The sequence below is a fragment of the Methanobrevibacter ruminantium M1 genome (assembly GCF_000024185.1).
Taxonomy (GTDB): Archaea; Methanobacteriota; Methanobacteria; order Methanobacteriales; family Methanobacteriaceae; genus Methanobrevibacter; species Methanobrevibacter ruminantium.
In genome coordinates, this window is sequence record NC_013790.1 from 1,625,289 (window position 1) to 1,642,204 (window position 16,916).

At 32.5% G+C, this 16,916-nt stretch carries 14 protein-coding genes; 4 read left to right on the top strand and 10 right to left on the bottom strand.

Annotated elements, in window-relative coordinates; all coding sequences use genetic code 11:
* Window positions 1-427 precede the first annotated feature (427 nt).
* Window positions 428-4,483 carry a right-handed parallel beta-helix repeat-containing protein gene (locus MRU_RS06115; protein ID WP_012956021.1) on the bottom strand — a complete coding sequence of 1,352 codons (4,056 nt, stop codon included), beginning with the start codon at window positions 4,481-4,483 and terminating at the stop codon, window positions 428-430.
* A 470-nt stretch (window positions 4,484-4,953) separates the two neighbouring features.
* On the opposite strand from MRU_RS06115, the gene uvrC reads away from it, so the two are divergent.
* On the top strand, window positions 4,954-6,801 hold the full coding sequence (gene uvrC / locus MRU_RS06120; protein ID WP_012956022.1) for an excinuclease ABC subunit UvrC: 1,848 nt from the start codon (window positions 4,954-4,956) through the stop codon (window positions 6,799-6,801).
* A gap of 258 nt (window positions 6,802-7,059) precedes the next feature.
* Here the strand turns inward: uvrC and MRU_RS06125 are convergent, their stop codons facing one another.
* The 3 genes from MRU_RS06125 to MRU_RS06135 form a co-directional block, all read right to left on the bottom strand.
* The gene (locus MRU_RS06125) at window positions 7,060-7,602 is read right to left on the bottom strand and encodes an AAA family ATPase (RefSeq protein WP_012956023.1); all 543 of its coding nucleotides are present in this window, start codon (window positions 7,600-7,602) and stop codon (window positions 7,060-7,062) included.
* Between the two features lie 192 nt (window positions 7,603-7,794).
* Entirely contained in the window at window positions 7,795-8,541 is a 747-nt protein-coding gene (locus tag MRU_RS06130) for a 4-phosphopantoate--beta-alanine ligase (protein ID WP_012956024.1), read from the bottom strand.
* Between the two features lie 193 nt (window positions 8,542-8,734).
* A complete protein-coding gene (locus tag MRU_RS06135; protein WP_012956025.1) occupies window positions 8,735-9,313 on the bottom strand; it encodes a thymidylate kinase Tmk2 in 579 nt (192 codons plus the stop codon).
* A 245-nt stretch (window positions 9,314-9,558) separates the two neighbouring features.
* On the opposite strand from MRU_RS06135, the gene MRU_RS06140 reads away from it, so the two are divergent.
* Window positions 9,559-10,086, top strand: a complete 528-nt coding sequence (locus tag MRU_RS06140; RefSeq protein ID WP_012956026.1) for an SseB family protein — start codon at window positions 9,559-9,561, stop codon at window positions 10,084-10,086.
* A gap of 211 nt (window positions 10,087-10,297) precedes the next feature.
* Here MRU_RS06140 and MRU_RS06145 read toward each other — a convergent pair whose 3' ends face one another.
* Window positions 10,298-11,155, bottom strand: a complete 858-nt coding sequence (locus tag MRU_RS06145; protein WP_012956027.1) for a DUF1002 domain-containing protein — start codon at window positions 11,153-11,155, stop codon at window positions 10,298-10,300.
* A 274-nt stretch (window positions 11,156-11,429) separates the two neighbouring features.
* On the opposite strand from MRU_RS06145, the gene MRU_RS06150 reads away from it, so the two are divergent.
* On the top strand, window positions 11,430-11,996 hold the full coding sequence (locus MRU_RS06150; protein ID WP_012956028.1) for a hypothetical protein: 567 nt from the start codon (window positions 11,430-11,432) through the stop codon (window positions 11,994-11,996).
* Between the two features lie 102 nt (window positions 11,997-12,098).
* Here MRU_RS06150 and MRU_RS06155 read toward each other — a convergent pair whose 3' ends face one another.
* The 4 genes from MRU_RS06155 to MRU_RS06170 all read right to left on the bottom strand — a co-directional run bounded on the left by MRU_RS06155 (window position 12,099) and on the right by MRU_RS06170 (window position 15,241).
* On the bottom strand, window positions 12,099-12,698 hold the full coding sequence (locus tag MRU_RS06155) for a hypothetical protein (RefSeq protein ID WP_012956029.1): 600 nt from the start codon (window positions 12,696-12,698) through the stop codon (window positions 12,099-12,101).
* Window positions 12,699-12,842: 144 nt separating this feature from the next.
* Complete coding sequence (locus MRU_RS06160; RefSeq protein WP_012956030.1) at window positions 12,843-13,526, bottom strand: diphthine--ammonia ligase; 684 nt, start codon at window positions 13,524-13,526, stop codon at window positions 12,843-12,845.
* Window positions 13,527-13,798: 272 nt separating this feature from the next.
* A complete protein-coding gene (locus tag MRU_RS06165; RefSeq protein ID WP_012956031.1) occupies window positions 13,799-14,584 on the bottom strand; it encodes a hypothetical protein in 786 nt (261 codons plus the stop codon).
* A 267-nt stretch (window positions 14,585-14,851) separates the two neighbouring features.
* Complete coding sequence (locus MRU_RS06170; RefSeq protein WP_048812445.1) at window positions 14,852-15,241, bottom strand: hypothetical protein; 390 nt, start codon at window positions 15,239-15,241, stop codon at window positions 14,852-14,854.
* Between the two features lie 13 nt (window positions 15,242-15,254).
* On the opposite strand from MRU_RS06170, the gene MRU_RS06175 reads away from it, so the two are divergent.
* On the top strand, window positions 15,255-15,461 hold the full coding sequence (locus MRU_RS06175; RefSeq protein WP_143714319.1) for a hypothetical protein: 207 nt from the start codon (window positions 15,255-15,257) through the stop codon (window positions 15,459-15,461).
* Between the two features lie 66 nt (window positions 15,462-15,527).
* Here the strand turns inward: MRU_RS06175 and MRU_RS06180 are convergent, their stop codons facing one another.
* Window positions 15,528-16,436, bottom strand: a complete 909-nt coding sequence (locus MRU_RS06180; RefSeq protein WP_012956033.1) for a prepilin peptidase — start codon at window positions 16,434-16,436, stop codon at window positions 15,528-15,530.
* Between the last annotated feature and the right edge of the window lie 480 nt (window positions 16,437-16,916).

Genomic DNA, 16,916 nt, shown 5'->3' on the forward strand with positions numbered 1-16,916 from the left:
AAAGCATACTTTAGGAAAATATTAATTCAATCATTATCTGACAATCTAGCCAACCAGATAATGATACAAAAAAATATTGGGAAATCCTAAAGTATAACTTACAATTATATTTATTAAATAATAAAATTTGTTTTATAGAAAATAAATTATAATTGATGGTAATACTTTATAAAAACATATTTATAAATATTATTATTTTTTTACATTATTAGAACAAAAATAGGCCGATTTTAAAAACGGAAGTAATAAAAAAATTATTATAAATTTTAAAAAAGTTTAAAATAGTGAAAAATAACTAAAAATCAGTCTTATAAAAATAGAAAAATATCTAAAACCTATTATTTACGAATTAACAATAATAAAAAAAAAAATAGTAAAAAATTAGTCTTAAAAAAGACTAAAAAAATAAAAAAAAGAATTTTAAAGATTATCTTATGTTTCTTTTAGACCTCTTGACGAGTTCAGACGCACACGCGAATATAAGCAGGAATAAGATACATAATACAGGTATGTTCATGCCTCCAAATGATAATGATCTACTTGATGCGGCATCTTCATCAACATCCAAATTATAGGCCCTTGCAGACTCTGTAACTGCTGCAGATGAGCTTGTTCCAACAGTGTTTCCCTTTAGTGTATCGGTCTCTGGATTGTTTCCGGAGCCATCCATATCGCTTTGGCTTCCTGAATTTCCATTATTATTATTGACCACAGTGGAATTTGAATTGGAATTCTGGCTTCCATTGGAACTGTTTCCGTTTCCATTGCTGTTGGTTTCGCCGGAGCCTGTTCTATTGGTCTGGCCGTTTCCGCCGGAAGGAGGAGCTGGAACCTCATTGTCAACAAAGATATTGCCTTCACCTCCGTCATCATAGAAAGCACCGGTATGAGGAGGAATCACATCTGCGTGATCTGTAAGATCTGTTCTTAGCAATTCTGACCAGTCCTTATCTGAATAGTCATGCAATGGATTGGATACTCCCAATTCTGAGAATATGGCATCAAAGTCGACGCCTCCAGGCAATTCACTAGCATCCTTAAGCCTGCCTTCCCTAAAGATAGGACTGAGCTTATTTCCTGCAATGTAATTATGTTTGGAGTTATACAAGCTTACATCACCAACATACTGGCCAAAGGCATTTAATGTATTATTGCTTATAAGATTATAATCAGTGTCATAGCCCTCTAGGACATAATTTATCCTAGACCTTGAAATAACGTAATTGGAATCCACCACTGAATTTAAAGCCCCTTCCAATATCACACCATAGCTTACATTGTTTGAAAAGCAAATAATGTAATTTCTAAGGATTGTAGTATTAATTGAATTATAACCTGCAATTATACCTGCTGCATAATAAGTACCATTCACAAATACGATATTGTCGGTAAAACTGTTATTAGTTGCAAATTGGTCTCGCTTACCGGTTTCGGCACCTAAAACCCCTAATCCATAAAGGTATGGATCCTTTGCAGAGACAACAACATTATTATGATGAACCTTATTATAGTTGCTATCATAATAGAGGTCGACTCCTACAATGGAGTTTGTAGACTCCTTAACTGCAGTGTAATACTTTTTAAGGCCTGATGTGGCGTTTATCACATTGTAGCCAATGTCGTTTGAAGATGAATAGAATAGAATTATGCCATATGTCTTATATACTTCAGGAATAATCATGCCCTCTGCCTCATAGTCATCTACGCTGATTGAAGTGTCAACCTGAATTGTAGACTCATATTGATGAGGATCGTCTGTACCGTTGACCTTGATTATATTGTCTTGAATCAGATTGTCCTTAGAATCATAAAGGATGATTCCAAAGGTAAGCTTATCTGCCTTCACATCAATGGAATTGTTTGATACAGTGGAGTCTTGAGTTTCGGATAGATAGATTCCATATCCGCTGTCATAGCTATCCAACTTTATTTTGTTGTTTATTACGCTAACATCCCTTACATAATCCAAAAGAATTGCAAACCGATGGTTGTCTTGCTTGTTTCCAGGATTTCGGTTGACTATTGTAAAACCGTCAACGACGACCTTATCTGATTCTATCTTGATTATTGAATCATAAAGAACTGCAGAATCTGAAATGATCCTTAAAGGCTGGTTCAGCACAATTCTCTTATTGCGGAAGTCACCTTGGAATATTAGGTCTGCATATTCATAATCCCCCTTAAGATATCCGTCTTCGCCGAAGTATTCATAGAAGTTGGATTCATTAAGGTAATATGAAACAGGAATTACAGAAATGTCTATTGTAATATTTGAGGATAGATAATAATTATTTCCCGTAAAGCTTATATTCATAGTGTAATTGTCCGGAATCGCATCAAAATGCAAACTTGCCTTTCCTTCACTGTCGGTTGTCTTAGCATAGACCTTATCCTTAAAGTGGAAGTCGATAGAAACGCCGGAGATAGGATTGCCGTATTGGTCCTTAAGGTAGGCATCCAAGTAGTCTCCCCTTAGGACTGTTGTGTTGTAGACAGTGATTGAAGTGGATAATTTAGTTATGTTAACTGGAATGGTAGCATTTCCTGTGCCGTTAATGTCAGTTCCGTTAACATCTGTTCCGTTAACATCTGTTCCGTTAACATCAGTAACATTAGTGCCGTTAACATCAGTTCCATTAATGTCTGTAATGTTAGTACCGTTTACATCAGTTCCATTAATATCTGTACCATTAACATCTGTAATATTAGTACCATTACCCGTATTTCCAGTACCATTATTACCGGAATCACTTGTATTTGTATTATTCAATCCGCTATCTGTATCATTACGCTCTATTTCAGAAATGTCAGTCAGATTCACAACTATGCCATTAATTGTATTATTAAATATTGCATAATGCTGAGGGACCAACGGGTTTCTGTTTGTATACTTTCCAACAATTATGGCATCCTCTGGATTGGAAATCTCAATAATATTGCCGCAGACAAGGGAATAATCTATCTTACCCTTTAGAACTATCCCTTCAGAGTCTGAACTTATATTATTGTTTCTTATTGTGGTATTTTCAACCAGCTTTGATGTATAGATCCTAACTGCACTTGAGCCTATGCCATTTAATGCATTGTCTTCAACTACTGCATTTGACTTTGTCAGGTTTATGCATGCAGAGGATTCGGTATTGATTGTATTTCCGGAAATGAAGGTTGCATCTCCGCTGGATCTGATTCCATTTGTGCCGACTGTGTCGATTGAATTGCCTATGATTCTTGTATTGGAACCATAGGTGAAAATCCCTACCACATCGCCTTCCTTGTTCCATTGGAATCCTTCAAGCCTTTTGGTGGAGATATTGTTATTCATTATTGTAACGTTATTTCCATCGACTATTATGCCTGCCTCTCCCCCTACATTCAATATGGTATTGTTTATTACCAGAGTGTCAGGTGTTGAGACTGTAATTGGCCTGAAGGTATTGTTGAAGGTATTGTTTGCTATAACCGTACCTGATCCTCCCGCCTCTGCCATGAGACAGACCGAATAGCAGTAGGAATCATATGTACCGTTTCGACTAGTGAAATAATTGTTTGCTATAATATTATCATGGGACTTTTCCAGATCCTCCCTTGGATAGAAATCACCGTTTCCGTACATACAATAGTAGATCATATTGGTATTGTATGTCTCTATGTAGTTTCCATAGAAGAGATTGTTGGAAGAGCCTGTCATTGGTATGGCTGTTGCCTGGCCTGTGATGATTGTGCTGTTGATAATCCTGTTATTTGAAGCGTTTGACATTATTATACCATAACACTTCATCTGGCTGTTGTTTATTGTCAGATTGACTATATCATGACCTGCAGAATTGATTATATGAATCCCGCATAGGTAGAAGGACCCGACTTTCTCATTTCTGTTTACAATCCTTAAATTGGAAAGACTTGTACCGGAGCTTCCCTCTATAAGGCGTATGAGACAATTGGACATTGTGTCCCCATCTGAGATAGGGAGAATGTTAATATTCTTTGTGATTGAGAATATCTTTCCAGAGACATTTCCAATGAGAAGAGTGTCTCCATCCTTGATGGTTCCTTCCCTAATGGCCCCATCCTTGGATAGGTCAAAGTAGCTTGAATATGAAGAATCTGTTATTCTTATTATGGAACTGTCTGATAATCTAGTTTTAGAATCTTCATTCTTTTGTGAATTATCCTGAGTTTTAGATGTCTCTTTAGAATCTTCCAAATCACTATCCTTTGCTAAATCATCTGATGAATCCAAATCCTCTGAGTCGTTTAAGAGTTGAGAACCTGCAGTTTCATCATCAGAGCTTAACCCATCATCATTAATGATGCCATTGTCACTTGAGAAATAATCCGATATGCCATTTGAATTATCAATTACACTATCTTGGGTGTCAGTGACATTAATATTTAAAATATCATCATTTGCACTAACTACAGCCAAAGACAAGAATAATATTAATACTAAAGCAAGTATGGAGGACAATTGAACCTTATTCATTTTTCACCTCCATTCAAATTATTATACTTTAATCTTTCTTATATATTATATATAAATATATCCAAAAAGTTTGAAAAGAACTAAAATTTAATTAAATCGAATTGATTTGAAAGAAAAGATAAGTTTAAATTATTTTTATATATCATTTTATTCTTAAAATTTCAAAACAATATCTTTGATAAATATTTAAAAAAATAAGGCCTTGCAAATATTGTTAGGACAAAACAAAAAATTATAAGAATATCAAATTATACAAAATATATAAGAAAAAGATTATTTAACTATTCTAATGAATATTTATAAAAATTGAAATTGGACAGTTAAAAAAAAAACATGTTTAAAAGAATTTATTTCATTAAAAATAAAGAACTATAAGTTATATTATAAAAATAAAGAACTATAAGTTATATTATAAAAATAAAGAATTTGAATTATTATTTTTCTTATAAAAACAATTTCAAGGTATAAAAATGTCAACTAAAGTACACTCACCAGATGAACTGCCTCAAAAGCCTGGAATATACATAATGAAAGACATAAATGAGGAGATCATCTATGTAGGCAAGTCAAAGTCTCTAAGAAACCGAGTAAAGTCTTATTTTCAAAAGAACCTTGACAGCCCTAAGACAAAGGTGCTGATGAGCCATTTCAACAGCCTTGAATACATAGTCACAAACACCGAAAAGGAAGCCCTCATTCTAGAGGCAAACCTAATCAAGAAGCATCGCCCGAGATACAATATACGCCTTAAGGATGACAAGAGATACCCTTACGTAAAGATAACAGACGAGGACTTTCCAAAGATTGTCATCACCCGCACAATATCAAAGACCGGAACATATTACGGCCCATTTACAGATGTTACAGCTGTTCGCCAAACCGTCAAGTTTCTAAAGCAGCTATTTAGAATCAGAACCTGCAAAAGAATGGACGGCCCATGCTTAAACAGTCAAATAGACCTATGCTATGCACCTTGTGACGGCCAGATCTCAAAGGAAGAGTATAAGGAGCATATAAAAAAGATTGATCTTTTTTTCCAAGGCAAATATAATAAGATAATCAAGGACCTTGAAATTGAGATGAAACAGGCAGCTGAAAGGCAGGAATATGAAAAGGCTGCAGTGATTAGGGACCAGATAAGCTCAATCGATGAGGTTATGAAAAAGCAGTTCGTTGAATTTGAAAACGACTTGGATCAAGATATCATAGCAATCGCATACACAATCCATAATGCAGTTGCAGTTGTTATGAACATCCGAAACGGAAAGATCATGGGCAAGGACGACTTTACAATGGACGGTTCAGAGAATACCACTTCAGATGAGGTTATCTCTGCCTTCATCAAGCAGTACTATGGAATAAACAGACACATTCCAAAGGAAGTTCTACTTGAAGAGGATATACCAGATAAGGAGCTTATTGAAGAATGGCTAAGCGACTTAAGAGGAAATAAGGTATCCTTAAAAGTGCCTCAAAAGGGAAATAAGCTTAGGTTAGTGCGAATGGCAGGAAAGAATGCAGAGATAATCAAGAACCAAAGGCAAAAGATGGAAAATTCAATGATGGAACTTAAGAGATATCTCAATCTTAAAAAGCTTCCAAGAGTCATAGAGGGCTATGACATATCAAACATTTCAGGAAAGCTTGCAGTAGGTTCCAAGGTTTCATTCCTCGACGGAAAGCCAAACAAGAAGCAATATAAGAAATTCAAGATGAATACTCCAGGACCTAATGACTTTGCAATGATGAAGGAACTCTTGGAAAGAAGACTTAAACCCCTTAAGGAACATTACGAAAAGGTCAGAATCAATGAGGAGCATACCAAACATAATGAAGCGGAAACAGAAAAGATAGAGCCCTTAAAATTAGGGGAAGAGCCAAACCTAATAGTTATTGACGGAGGAAAGGGACAGTTGGGAATGGCTGTTGATGTTCTAAAGGAATATAATCTTACCCACATACCGATAATAGGACTTGCAAAGGAGTTTGAAGAGATTTACATTCCTAACAGCAGCTTTCCAATCATCATTCCTCAGGACAATGAGGCTCTCCATCTGCTGCAGCAGGTAAGGGATGAATCCCATAGGTTTGCAGTGACATATCACAGAAAATTAAGGTCTAAGAAAATAGAGGAGTCTCCACTTGATGAGATAGAGGGAATCGGTAAAAAGAGAAAATTAGAGTTATTAAGGCATTTCGGTGACTTTGACAGCATTAAAAAGGCAAGTGTTGAAGAGCTGAAGGGCGTTGATGGGATGAATGAGAAAGTGGCTTTGAATGTTTATAATTATTTTCATGAGGGTGAAAAGGAGCAATAGTGAGAAATAAGTTCTATGAGAATAAAAAAATAAAAAATAAGTCTTATGATAATAAAAATAAAAAAATAAGCCCTATGATAATAAAAATAAAAAAAATAAGCCCTATAAGAATAATATAAAAAATAACTCCTATAAAAGTAAAAATAAAAAAATAAGCATTATCTAACAAATAGCTAAAAAAAGAAAAAAATCTGTTTATTCAAATTATAAGAAAAAATTTAAAAAAAAAGTTAAGGAATGTTTATATGGATTAAAAGATTAATCCATTTCCTTTTCAATAAAATCAGCAACGGATTGCTTGAATTCCTCTAAAGAGCATTCATTGTTAAGCATATAGTCCGCAGTTGCCACAACTTCAGCAATTCCAAATCCTATTTCTCTATTGTCCCTTACAAGGAAGTCCTCATAGACTTCAGGATCGTCTTCCCTGTTTCTAAGGACAAGCCTTTCAAATCTTGTTTGAGGGCTGGCATAAATGGAAACTGAAATGAAATTATCAAAGCTTTCCTTAAAGAGCTCTATTTCATAAGGGCTTCTGATTCCATCAACTAAAATGATCTTTGCATCTTTATCTTTTTCTAAAATTTCCTTAATTCTTTCAATTGTCAGTTCAGCCACTATATATTGGCCAAATTCTTCCCTTAATTTTCTGGCAGTGGTACCGCTGTCTTCTCCTCTTTCTGCAGCCTTTTCACGTACAAGATCGCCCATGCAAACTACTAGAGCTCCTTTTTCTTCAGCAGTATCAAAAAGAATGCTTTTCCCAGAACCTGGTAAACCTGTTACACCTATAACTTTCATTAAAATCACGAACTAGTTTATAATTTTATAATCGTTAGAAAAAATATTCCTATTTTCATTAATTATTAAATTTTTTAATCATTGGAAATAATATTTATATCTTTATTTATTATTAAACTTATCTTATTTTTTAAAAAATCACAAACTGCTAAAATCTTGAATACTATTTTTAAAATTCAAATGGATAATGACTTATTTTAATTTAATCTCAGCCAAGGAATCCTTAAGGTTCTGCTCATTGGAGAAATTCTTAATTATGTTTTCTAAAAATTCCTTATCCTTGTCCTTGCCTTTCTCTTTAAAGTCAAGAGCCATGCTTGTCATCAATGGAACTGCCCTTACAATATTATCCACAATAGAGACTGTAGACATCTTAGAAGTCCTTGATAGAGGATTTAAATCTATGCAAATTATCTTCTTGCCATTTTGAACTAGAACTTCAGCCCTGTCACCATCTTCAAGAGGAACAAGCATCACATCAGCAATGTAGCTACCTTCCTTGCTTGCTGTAGCCCTTGGGCTGTTGAGATTGTCAATATATTCAAGCTTTTCATCGTTTCCGCCAAGAATATCTTCCCAGCCCCTTTCCTTAAACATTCTTTCAATTATTTCAACACGTTCTGGAGTTCTGTAAAAGAGATTTATTTCTATCTTAGAGTCTGTTGCCTTTGCAAGCTCGATTATTTCATCTATGGCAAGTGCAGTAGTGTTTCCATTAACTGACAATACCGGATTTTCTGCAAGCAATATGTATGCAACAGCAGCTTCACATGCCTTTCTAGCAGGTTCTGTGGTTCTCTCGCCTATAAGATAGTCGAATGTCTCTCCCCTTCCGTGAGCAATCATTCCAGAATCTGCTAAATAGCCTTCCTTAAATGCGTTTTTGACTTTATCTCTTAATAATAATGATTCGTAACGTGGATGAGTTTTTGGTATCATAATTATTATATTGTTTAAATTAAGTTATAAAATCTTTTATTGGAAATGGATTTGATGATAAAGTTAATTCAAAAATAGCGAAAAAAATAGTTAATTGTTTCAAATAATTAAAAAGATATTAAATTGATAAAAAGAGATTTAAAATTGATTATTAGTTAAATTAATATAAAATAGCTTTAAGCATTAAAAAGACTTATTCTAAAAGTTTCTTATCTAATTCATCCAAGATTGCTTCTATTCTCGAAAATATTTCATCTGGAGAGTCATCTGCTGGAATAACATTCCAATTGTACAATACAGGCTCTGCCATTTTTCTCACCTTTACAAAGGCATCATAGTTTTCAAACATCTCTTCCTTTTCATTTCTTGACTTGACCCGTCTAACCAGCTCCTTTGGAGAGACATCCAAATAAAAGAAGTATTCGGAGATAGGAAGCAATACACAAACCAATTTATAAACAGGAACAGATATGGCTTTGCTTAAATAGGAAACAGCCAATGTATATCTTACAAAGATAACAGTATCGTATTTTCCATAATATTTAATTACAGACCTTATTGCATCTGCGCCATAGCAAAGGGTTGCAATGATCTTATTAAGCTTTCCCTTTTTCTCTAATGCGGATTTTGAATGGCGGCCAAAGAAATTGTCAGATGTTGGATGAGAACGAATTACCACAGTTCCTTCCTGCTCATACTTTTCCTTGATCTTTCTTGCTTGAGTGTCCTTTCCAGAACCGTCAAGCCCATCAATAGCAATAAATCGTTTCATGATAACATTCCCACAATTGGATAAATCAATTAGACTGTAAAAATAATTGTTTTTTAAAAAAGTCTAAACTTAATTAACTAATATTATATTGGAACTCTTTTATAAATCTTTATAAAATAATCTGTCTTTTTATTTCAAAAAGCATTCTAAATAACTGAATAAGCTTATTAAACAGGATGGTAAAAAACAATTATATCTAATAAAAATCATAGTAAATATTAAGAATAATTAAGAGGAGAGCAAACATGGATGAAAAAATAGAAAATCCCGAACTTAAAGCAATAATGGCAATCGACCCTGAAGAGATGGATGAAGACCAGCTAAACAAGTTTGTTGAAGCGTTTATGGAAGCGACACTAATTGTTCCAGCAGAAATGGAAACAGATATTGACATTGAAGGCATGAGCGATGAGGAAATAGCCTTGAATGAAGAGATTGAAATAACCATAATCAAGCTTGAGGACGATGAGGGACATGAATTCATTCCAGCATACACAGATGATGAGGAAGTTGAAAAGCTTGATTTTGATGTCTATGGATTAATTTTTAAAACAGAAGACTTAGCTAACCTTTTATATGAAAGCGAAGACGAACTTGAAGCGGTTGTATTAAATCCATTCACTGAATATTCTGCTGAAATTCCTTTGGATTCCCTTTTTGAGCTCTTTGATTTAGAGGAATGTGATGATCCTAACTGTGATAATCCACACCACCACCATCATGACCATGAACACAATCACGAGCATCATCATGACCATGAACACGAGCATTAAAAAGATTTAAATGAATTAAAAAGAGTTAAAAGGATAATTATAATTCCAATTGAAAAAAATAGAATTATAAAGTGTTTAAAAAAATAGAATCATAAAGTGTTTAGAAGCTTAAAAACAAGAGAAGCATAGTTAAATTTAAAAAAAAGATAAAAATGAAAATTAAGTAATAAAAAATTACTTAATTTAAAAATAAATAAAAAGATTAATTTTTTTAACTGAAATTAAAAATACTTAATATAGCATTGAGAATACCATCAATGGAGAATCCTGATGTGGTATTGTTAACAGCATCATCCAATTGTTCCTTATAGCTGTTTGCATCATCTTGAACCTCTTGGAGCTGTTGAATGGTATCTGCAAGGTTTTCAATGTCGCTATCGGAAATGTTGATATTATAGGTTGTGCTGTAGTCATTTATTATTGTCACAATTGTATCATGATCTGTAATATTCTTTTCCTGAACCTCTTCCTTTACATCATCCACCAATTTGGATAATTCTTCAGAGCTTACATCATCATTATTTTCAACAATTGCAGCTTCTGTATAAATTTGATCGTTAGCTGCTTGCTTTACATTTTCTGGAATTTCAACATCTGTAACTTCCTCATAACAGTTCATGATTCCTGCAAGGGCAGATTCCCCAGTAGCAGTTACAGGAGTGCTTACATAGACATGTCCGCTTGTAATTCCCGCTGACTTTAAGGCAGAGGCATACATTTGAGGAGTGATTGTTGTAATGGAATTGTCCACTTCAACTGTGATCTCATTGTTTTGGGTCATATCCACCAAAGCGCATGACACTATCTGATTGGAATTGTATGTTTTTCCGCTTATTCCAGAGGATATTGCATTTACGTCAGCTGCAGTAATCACTTCACCTTGAACGTTGGAACTTCCATATCCCTTGCTTGCAAAGTAATTATCCACAATAGACTTGTAATTTTGATTATTGTATGTAGTTTCGCCGTAAGTTATTACAATACCATTGTCAGTTGCTGAAAAGGCAGTTGGAATAACTGAGATTGCTATAATAGCAATTACCAATATAGAAATTATTTCTTTTCTCATACTTATCACCTCTTTAATTTCTATAATCTTAATTAGTCAAACTAGTATATAAATGTAATGTATTTTTTACAAAATAAAAAGATTTATAAAGGCACTCTTAAAATTGTTAAAAATTATAGTTCTAAGATTAGGTAAAAAAGCTTTAAAATTACTGGAATCAACTAAATAAATAAATACTATTTAAATCAAAAAGATCTATAGCGAATAAACTTATAATGATTATAAGGATTATAACGAATTAATCATTTAATCAAAAACAAGCATAGTGAATAAAATGAAAAGCTCCATAACTAAAGAAGACTATTTAAGAATCTATGAAATGACAGATGATGTTTTCACACTTGATTTTGACTGTGGAAAGCTCTGCAACAATATCTGCTGCACCATCGAAAAGGAAGCCAAGGATGATGAGTATCTTGAGATGGTATTGTATCTCTTGCCTGGCGAAGAGGAACTCTTTTTTGAAAACCAATGGTTTGAGATGTATTATGAAACAACAGATGAATATGAATACCCTGATTCATGGAAAGGGAAGGTATATTATGTAAAGTGCTCCGATCCACCATATTGCGATAGGAAAAGAAGGCCTATCCAATGCAGGTCATTTCCGGTAAGCCCACATCTTGATAAGGACAACAAGCTCCATCTTATCTATGATGAGGATGACTTCAGCTATGACTGTCCAATAGTCAGCCAAAAGATGGAATTAAGCGACAATTTCAAGGAAAAGATATTAAAGATGTGGAGCATCTTAATAGAGGATGAACTGATCTTCGATTTAATAAAGATGGAGTCAGTACAACGAGAAAATAATGAAAAAGAGTATGATTTTGTTTTTTAAAATAAATAACTAACCGTTTTAAAAAGAAAAAGGATATAAAAGACTACAAAATCTAGCCAATGAAAAATAATAAAAATAAAAATTATAATTTATTGAAGATTACTACCAATCATAGCCATAATAAGCGCCATCATCAAAGGAATCATCAAAAGAGTCATCATAAACGTCTGATTCATAATAGGCATCATCATCAAAGTCATATTCACTATCATGATAAGGCTTATAATCCCTTTGATTGGTTGATGATAAGACATCTTTAAGCTTTGGCCCTTTTGCTGCAATATATACAAAATCATCCTCTGTTGCAAAGACAAAATGCTTTACGCCATTCTTCTTTGCATAGAATCCAGTTACATGAGATATGGTTTTCTTATTCAGATTGATTCCATTTATTGTAAAGGAACTGAATCCATCCAAAAGGTTCTTGTTAAACTTTGTGGAATGCTTATCCAAGCTGATATTAAGGAAATTGTTTCCCTTTTTAAAATGAGCGTAGCTTAGCCTATTTACATCATCCCATCCCTCATCCACCAGTTTATATGAGTCAGGGACATTGAAGCAGACCCCACGAATATAGTAGTTGCTATATCCCTTTGGAGCATTGTCTGCTGCTGAGAGATTATCATTTAAAATAAAACAAGTGTTAATGAGTGCAAATGCTATAAAAATAGTTAATAATAATTTAAATCTTTTTTTATTCATTTTAACCCCCTTTAAAAATAATTTAAACCTTAAATAATTTAACCTTAAAAAAATAATTTAAACCTTAAAAAAAATAATAGATAATAGAATTTAAGAAATACCATTATTCATTCAATAAGCTATTAAACCCAATAATTTATAAACTTATTCTTTTTCTACCAATCTTGCCTCAATGACATTATATGTACCATTATCCAAATGCCAGTCTGTCTCGGCATCCACTATCTCAATTCTCTTTTTAAATATAGGCCCGTCAATCACAAGGGTTTCAGCCTCTCCCCCTTCAAATGCAAGATTAAGATATGTCTTTTCACTGATTTTCTCAAGCTCTTGGAGGGCTTGAGCATCTATCAAACGGCCTAGCCACTTCTCATCAAGTCCTTCTGCAAAGACACCGCTTATGATTACCTTAAAGCCTGTTTCCAATACAAGTTCCATATATTCCTTTGGATCCTTATGCCAATATGGTGAAATGGCCTTTATTCCAGTTTCATCAGCTAAGTTTTCTATTCTTGACTTTTGATAGGTTGAAAAAAGTGCTCCAGTATAAATTGCTTCAATTCCCTCTTCCTTTAGTTGTATGAATCCTCTTCTTAAGTCTTTAAGCTCTTCTTCCTTTACTCCATCTGTCTCCACTTCCATAAGAGGAATTTCAACAGCCTGTGAGATCAAATCAGTCATATGAATGTTTGGAACATGAAACATATATGACTCATCATTCTGGGATTTCATTGAAAGAAGATATCTAACATCATCTCCATTGTTTATGGCATAGTTTAAGGCCATTGCACTGTCTTTTCCACCTGAAAATAAAACTGCTGATTTCATTTATACACCATCGTAAGAATTAAAGTTAAAATAAATAAAACTGTAAGAATAAAGTAAAATAAAAAAATTTATGATAAAATAGCTAAAATAAATAATCTAAACAAAATAAACCAATAATAATTAAAAATTAAATAAATAAATAATTTAAACAAAATAAAACTTAATAAAAATTAAAAATTAAATAAATAAATAATTTAAACAAAATAAAACTTAATAAAAATTAAAAATTTAAGAAATGAATAAATTTAAATAAAAAATAGAAAGAAACGGGATTATCCCCCTCTTCTAAAGGCTCTTACAAACTTGGTTAAAGGCTCTACATATATGCCTGCAATAGCAACCAATACACCAATTATGCCTGTAATGCACATTACAACATAATCTGGAGCCAGATGATCATAGAAATAATGAATGGTATCCTGAACAGGGCCTTCTACTGAGACTATAGTATAATGATTGTCCCTTAAATATTCCTTGATATCCAGAACCTGATTTGCATTCACATTAACCTTAATGTGAACAAAGGCAAATTCCGAGCTCACTCCAACAGTATTGGAAAGCCAAGTAACAAGGGATCCCAATGTGGCTGTTGAGCTTGCATCGTTCTTTAGGTCAACGGAAATATTATTGGTTCCTATGCTATAGCGCTCTATCTGAGAATCATTCTTAAGATAGCTATCAATATATGTTTTCGTTTCATTATTTATCGAGCTTGTTGTAAGCTCAAATCCATTAGTGCTTACTGAATTGACCCCATTTTGATTTAGAATCTTTTCAGTGACATCACTGATATTGGATGTCGATGGAATGTTCAGGTTTATTATCTCACTTTCCATTGTAAACAATCCCTGGAGATTGCCCAATACATAGGGACTGTCCTGATACATAGGATATATAAAGAAGTATCCGCCAATAGCACCGAGAACAAATCCTATTGCAATAATGGAAATTATTTCACGCCTTCCAACATAGGGTGAGAGAATACCCATTGAAAAGGCAAAGACCATTATTATAATGAATAGGATTAGATATATTATTCCAGAGATTAAATCCATCATAACCAGCTCTTTCAATTAATAAATTTATAAAATATCGTTTAACAAACTAAATACAAAAAATAATTACCTAAATTAAGTTTAAAAATCGCAAAATAAAACATATCGAATATTAGAAACGAATGATAGATTATTTTAGATTTCAGTAAGATAAACTTAAAAAGATAAATATTTACAATTTTTAATCTATTATTATATTTAATACAAATAATTAATAAACCTTATGAAAATCTATTATTTTTATAAGATTTTGCATTTTAAAACGAAAATTTAATTTAACTTAGAGAGCCTGATTAGTCCGGTATCCTCATCCCATTCAACTAAAATCTTATTGAAACCCTTTGAAAACTGAATATTTGTATTTAGACCTATATAATCATATTCGCTAGATATCTCTTTGTGGTTATTATCTGACAATTCCAAATCAGCATATGCAATCCCCTTTTGGCCATTGTTGGTAAATCGAACAGAAAAATCTTGATTGAAATCAAGCAAGACCACCTTTTTAGAACCCTTTCCGCTATAGTAGCAGAAATCAATAGAATCAGTTATTTTTGACAGTTCATTCTTTGTGCTTATAGAGTTTATGACATCATTTGAATAATCAATTGTTAGTGAGAGGATAGGAACAGAAAGGAGTGTTATTAGTAGAATGACCATCATAGCGCTTAGTATGTATTCTAGTGAGAGTTGTCCTTTATTGTCTATTGATATAAACTTAAATAAACCTTTATTGTTGATTGATATAAACTTAAATAAACATTTATTAATTGATATAAACTTAAATAAACTGTTATTGTTTATTGATTTAAAAGGCAAAGAAGATTTTTTAGCTATTGATTTATCAAACATAATTACCTCAGCACAATTAAGAAATTAGATTATAGTTGAAATTAATCATTAATAGAAATTAATTAAATCATTATAAAAATTAATTTTATAAAAATTAGATTATTGTTGAAATTAAAAACACCAAATCACCGAAAGCCAAGAATACCAAATATCCTACAGTCAAAGAGGGAACAAAAGGAACTCCCATTTTGATTTTAAAATTGGGAAAGTTTATTAAAGTTTCCATATATGCAAAATTGATTAGTTTAATGTCATCCCTTGTCAGACCTGCCATTGAAGATGACTTAAGGACATAAGAATTCTCTTTAAATTGACTTGCTTTTAGATTGTAGCACTCTTCATTTCCAGTCAGCTCTTCCATCAAGTTAAATAGCTCCAAGCTATTGAAATAATAATCCTCTACAATCATTCCCTCCTTCAGGTCATTTATAAATACTGTCTTTGTTGACAGTTCCTTTATGAGCAATTTCATATTGGAAAAAGCAAATAATATCAAGTTCAGCTTGTTTTCCCTAAGCAACTTATAAACAAGCAGTAATAGAATAACCGGAAATGACAATAAGATTGAATTTATCAGTATTGAAAAGATCTTAGGATAAAGAATTATCTGGCTATTGAATGAAAAGCTATTTAAGATGCTGCCAGTATAGAAATGATTCAGAATATCTATAAAGGGAAGTGAAAACCCTATTGAACAGAATAGCTTCAGGTCTCCACCTCCCCAAAAGGATATTTTCCATAGGACAAATGAGATAATAAAAATTATAATTAAATAAGATACATAAAATATTGCGTACAATCGATTATTAAGGACAATTAAAATCAATACATTTATTAGAATCCCAAATGTCATAAGGAAAACACTTAACTTATTTGGAATAATCCCATACTTCAGATCATAATAGTTAGCCAATAAGAGTGTAAAGAATACCATAATGAAGCCAGACATCAGATAAAAGTCAATGTTGTTAAAGATATTCCAAAATAAAATATAGATATTCATGGAATCACCATCGCATGATTCAAATCTTTTAGATTCGAATTCTTTAAAATTTAAGGAGTTTGTCTTAGAAAGATTAATTAACTAAATTGTCTTTATTTAATCCAAATAAGACAATAACTATTTTATTTCTTCAAATATTTAAATTTAATGCTTTTTTTCAAGTAAAAATTGATTTCATTTCGTAAAATTGATTTTAGAATGTAAAATTGATGTCATCTCGTAAAATTGATGTCATTTCGTAAAATTTACTTGATTTCGTAAAATTTACTTCAAGATAGTAAATTGATTTCATCGTGTGAAAGTTGTATGAAAATGTGAAATTGACCTGATTTCGTAAAATTGATGCCATCATATGAAAGTTGTATGAAAATGTGAAATTGACCTGATTTCGTAAAATTGATGCCATCATATGAAAGTTGTATGAAAATGTGAAATTGACCTGAAGCTGGAATTTTTTGTTAGATGAGAGACAATAGGATT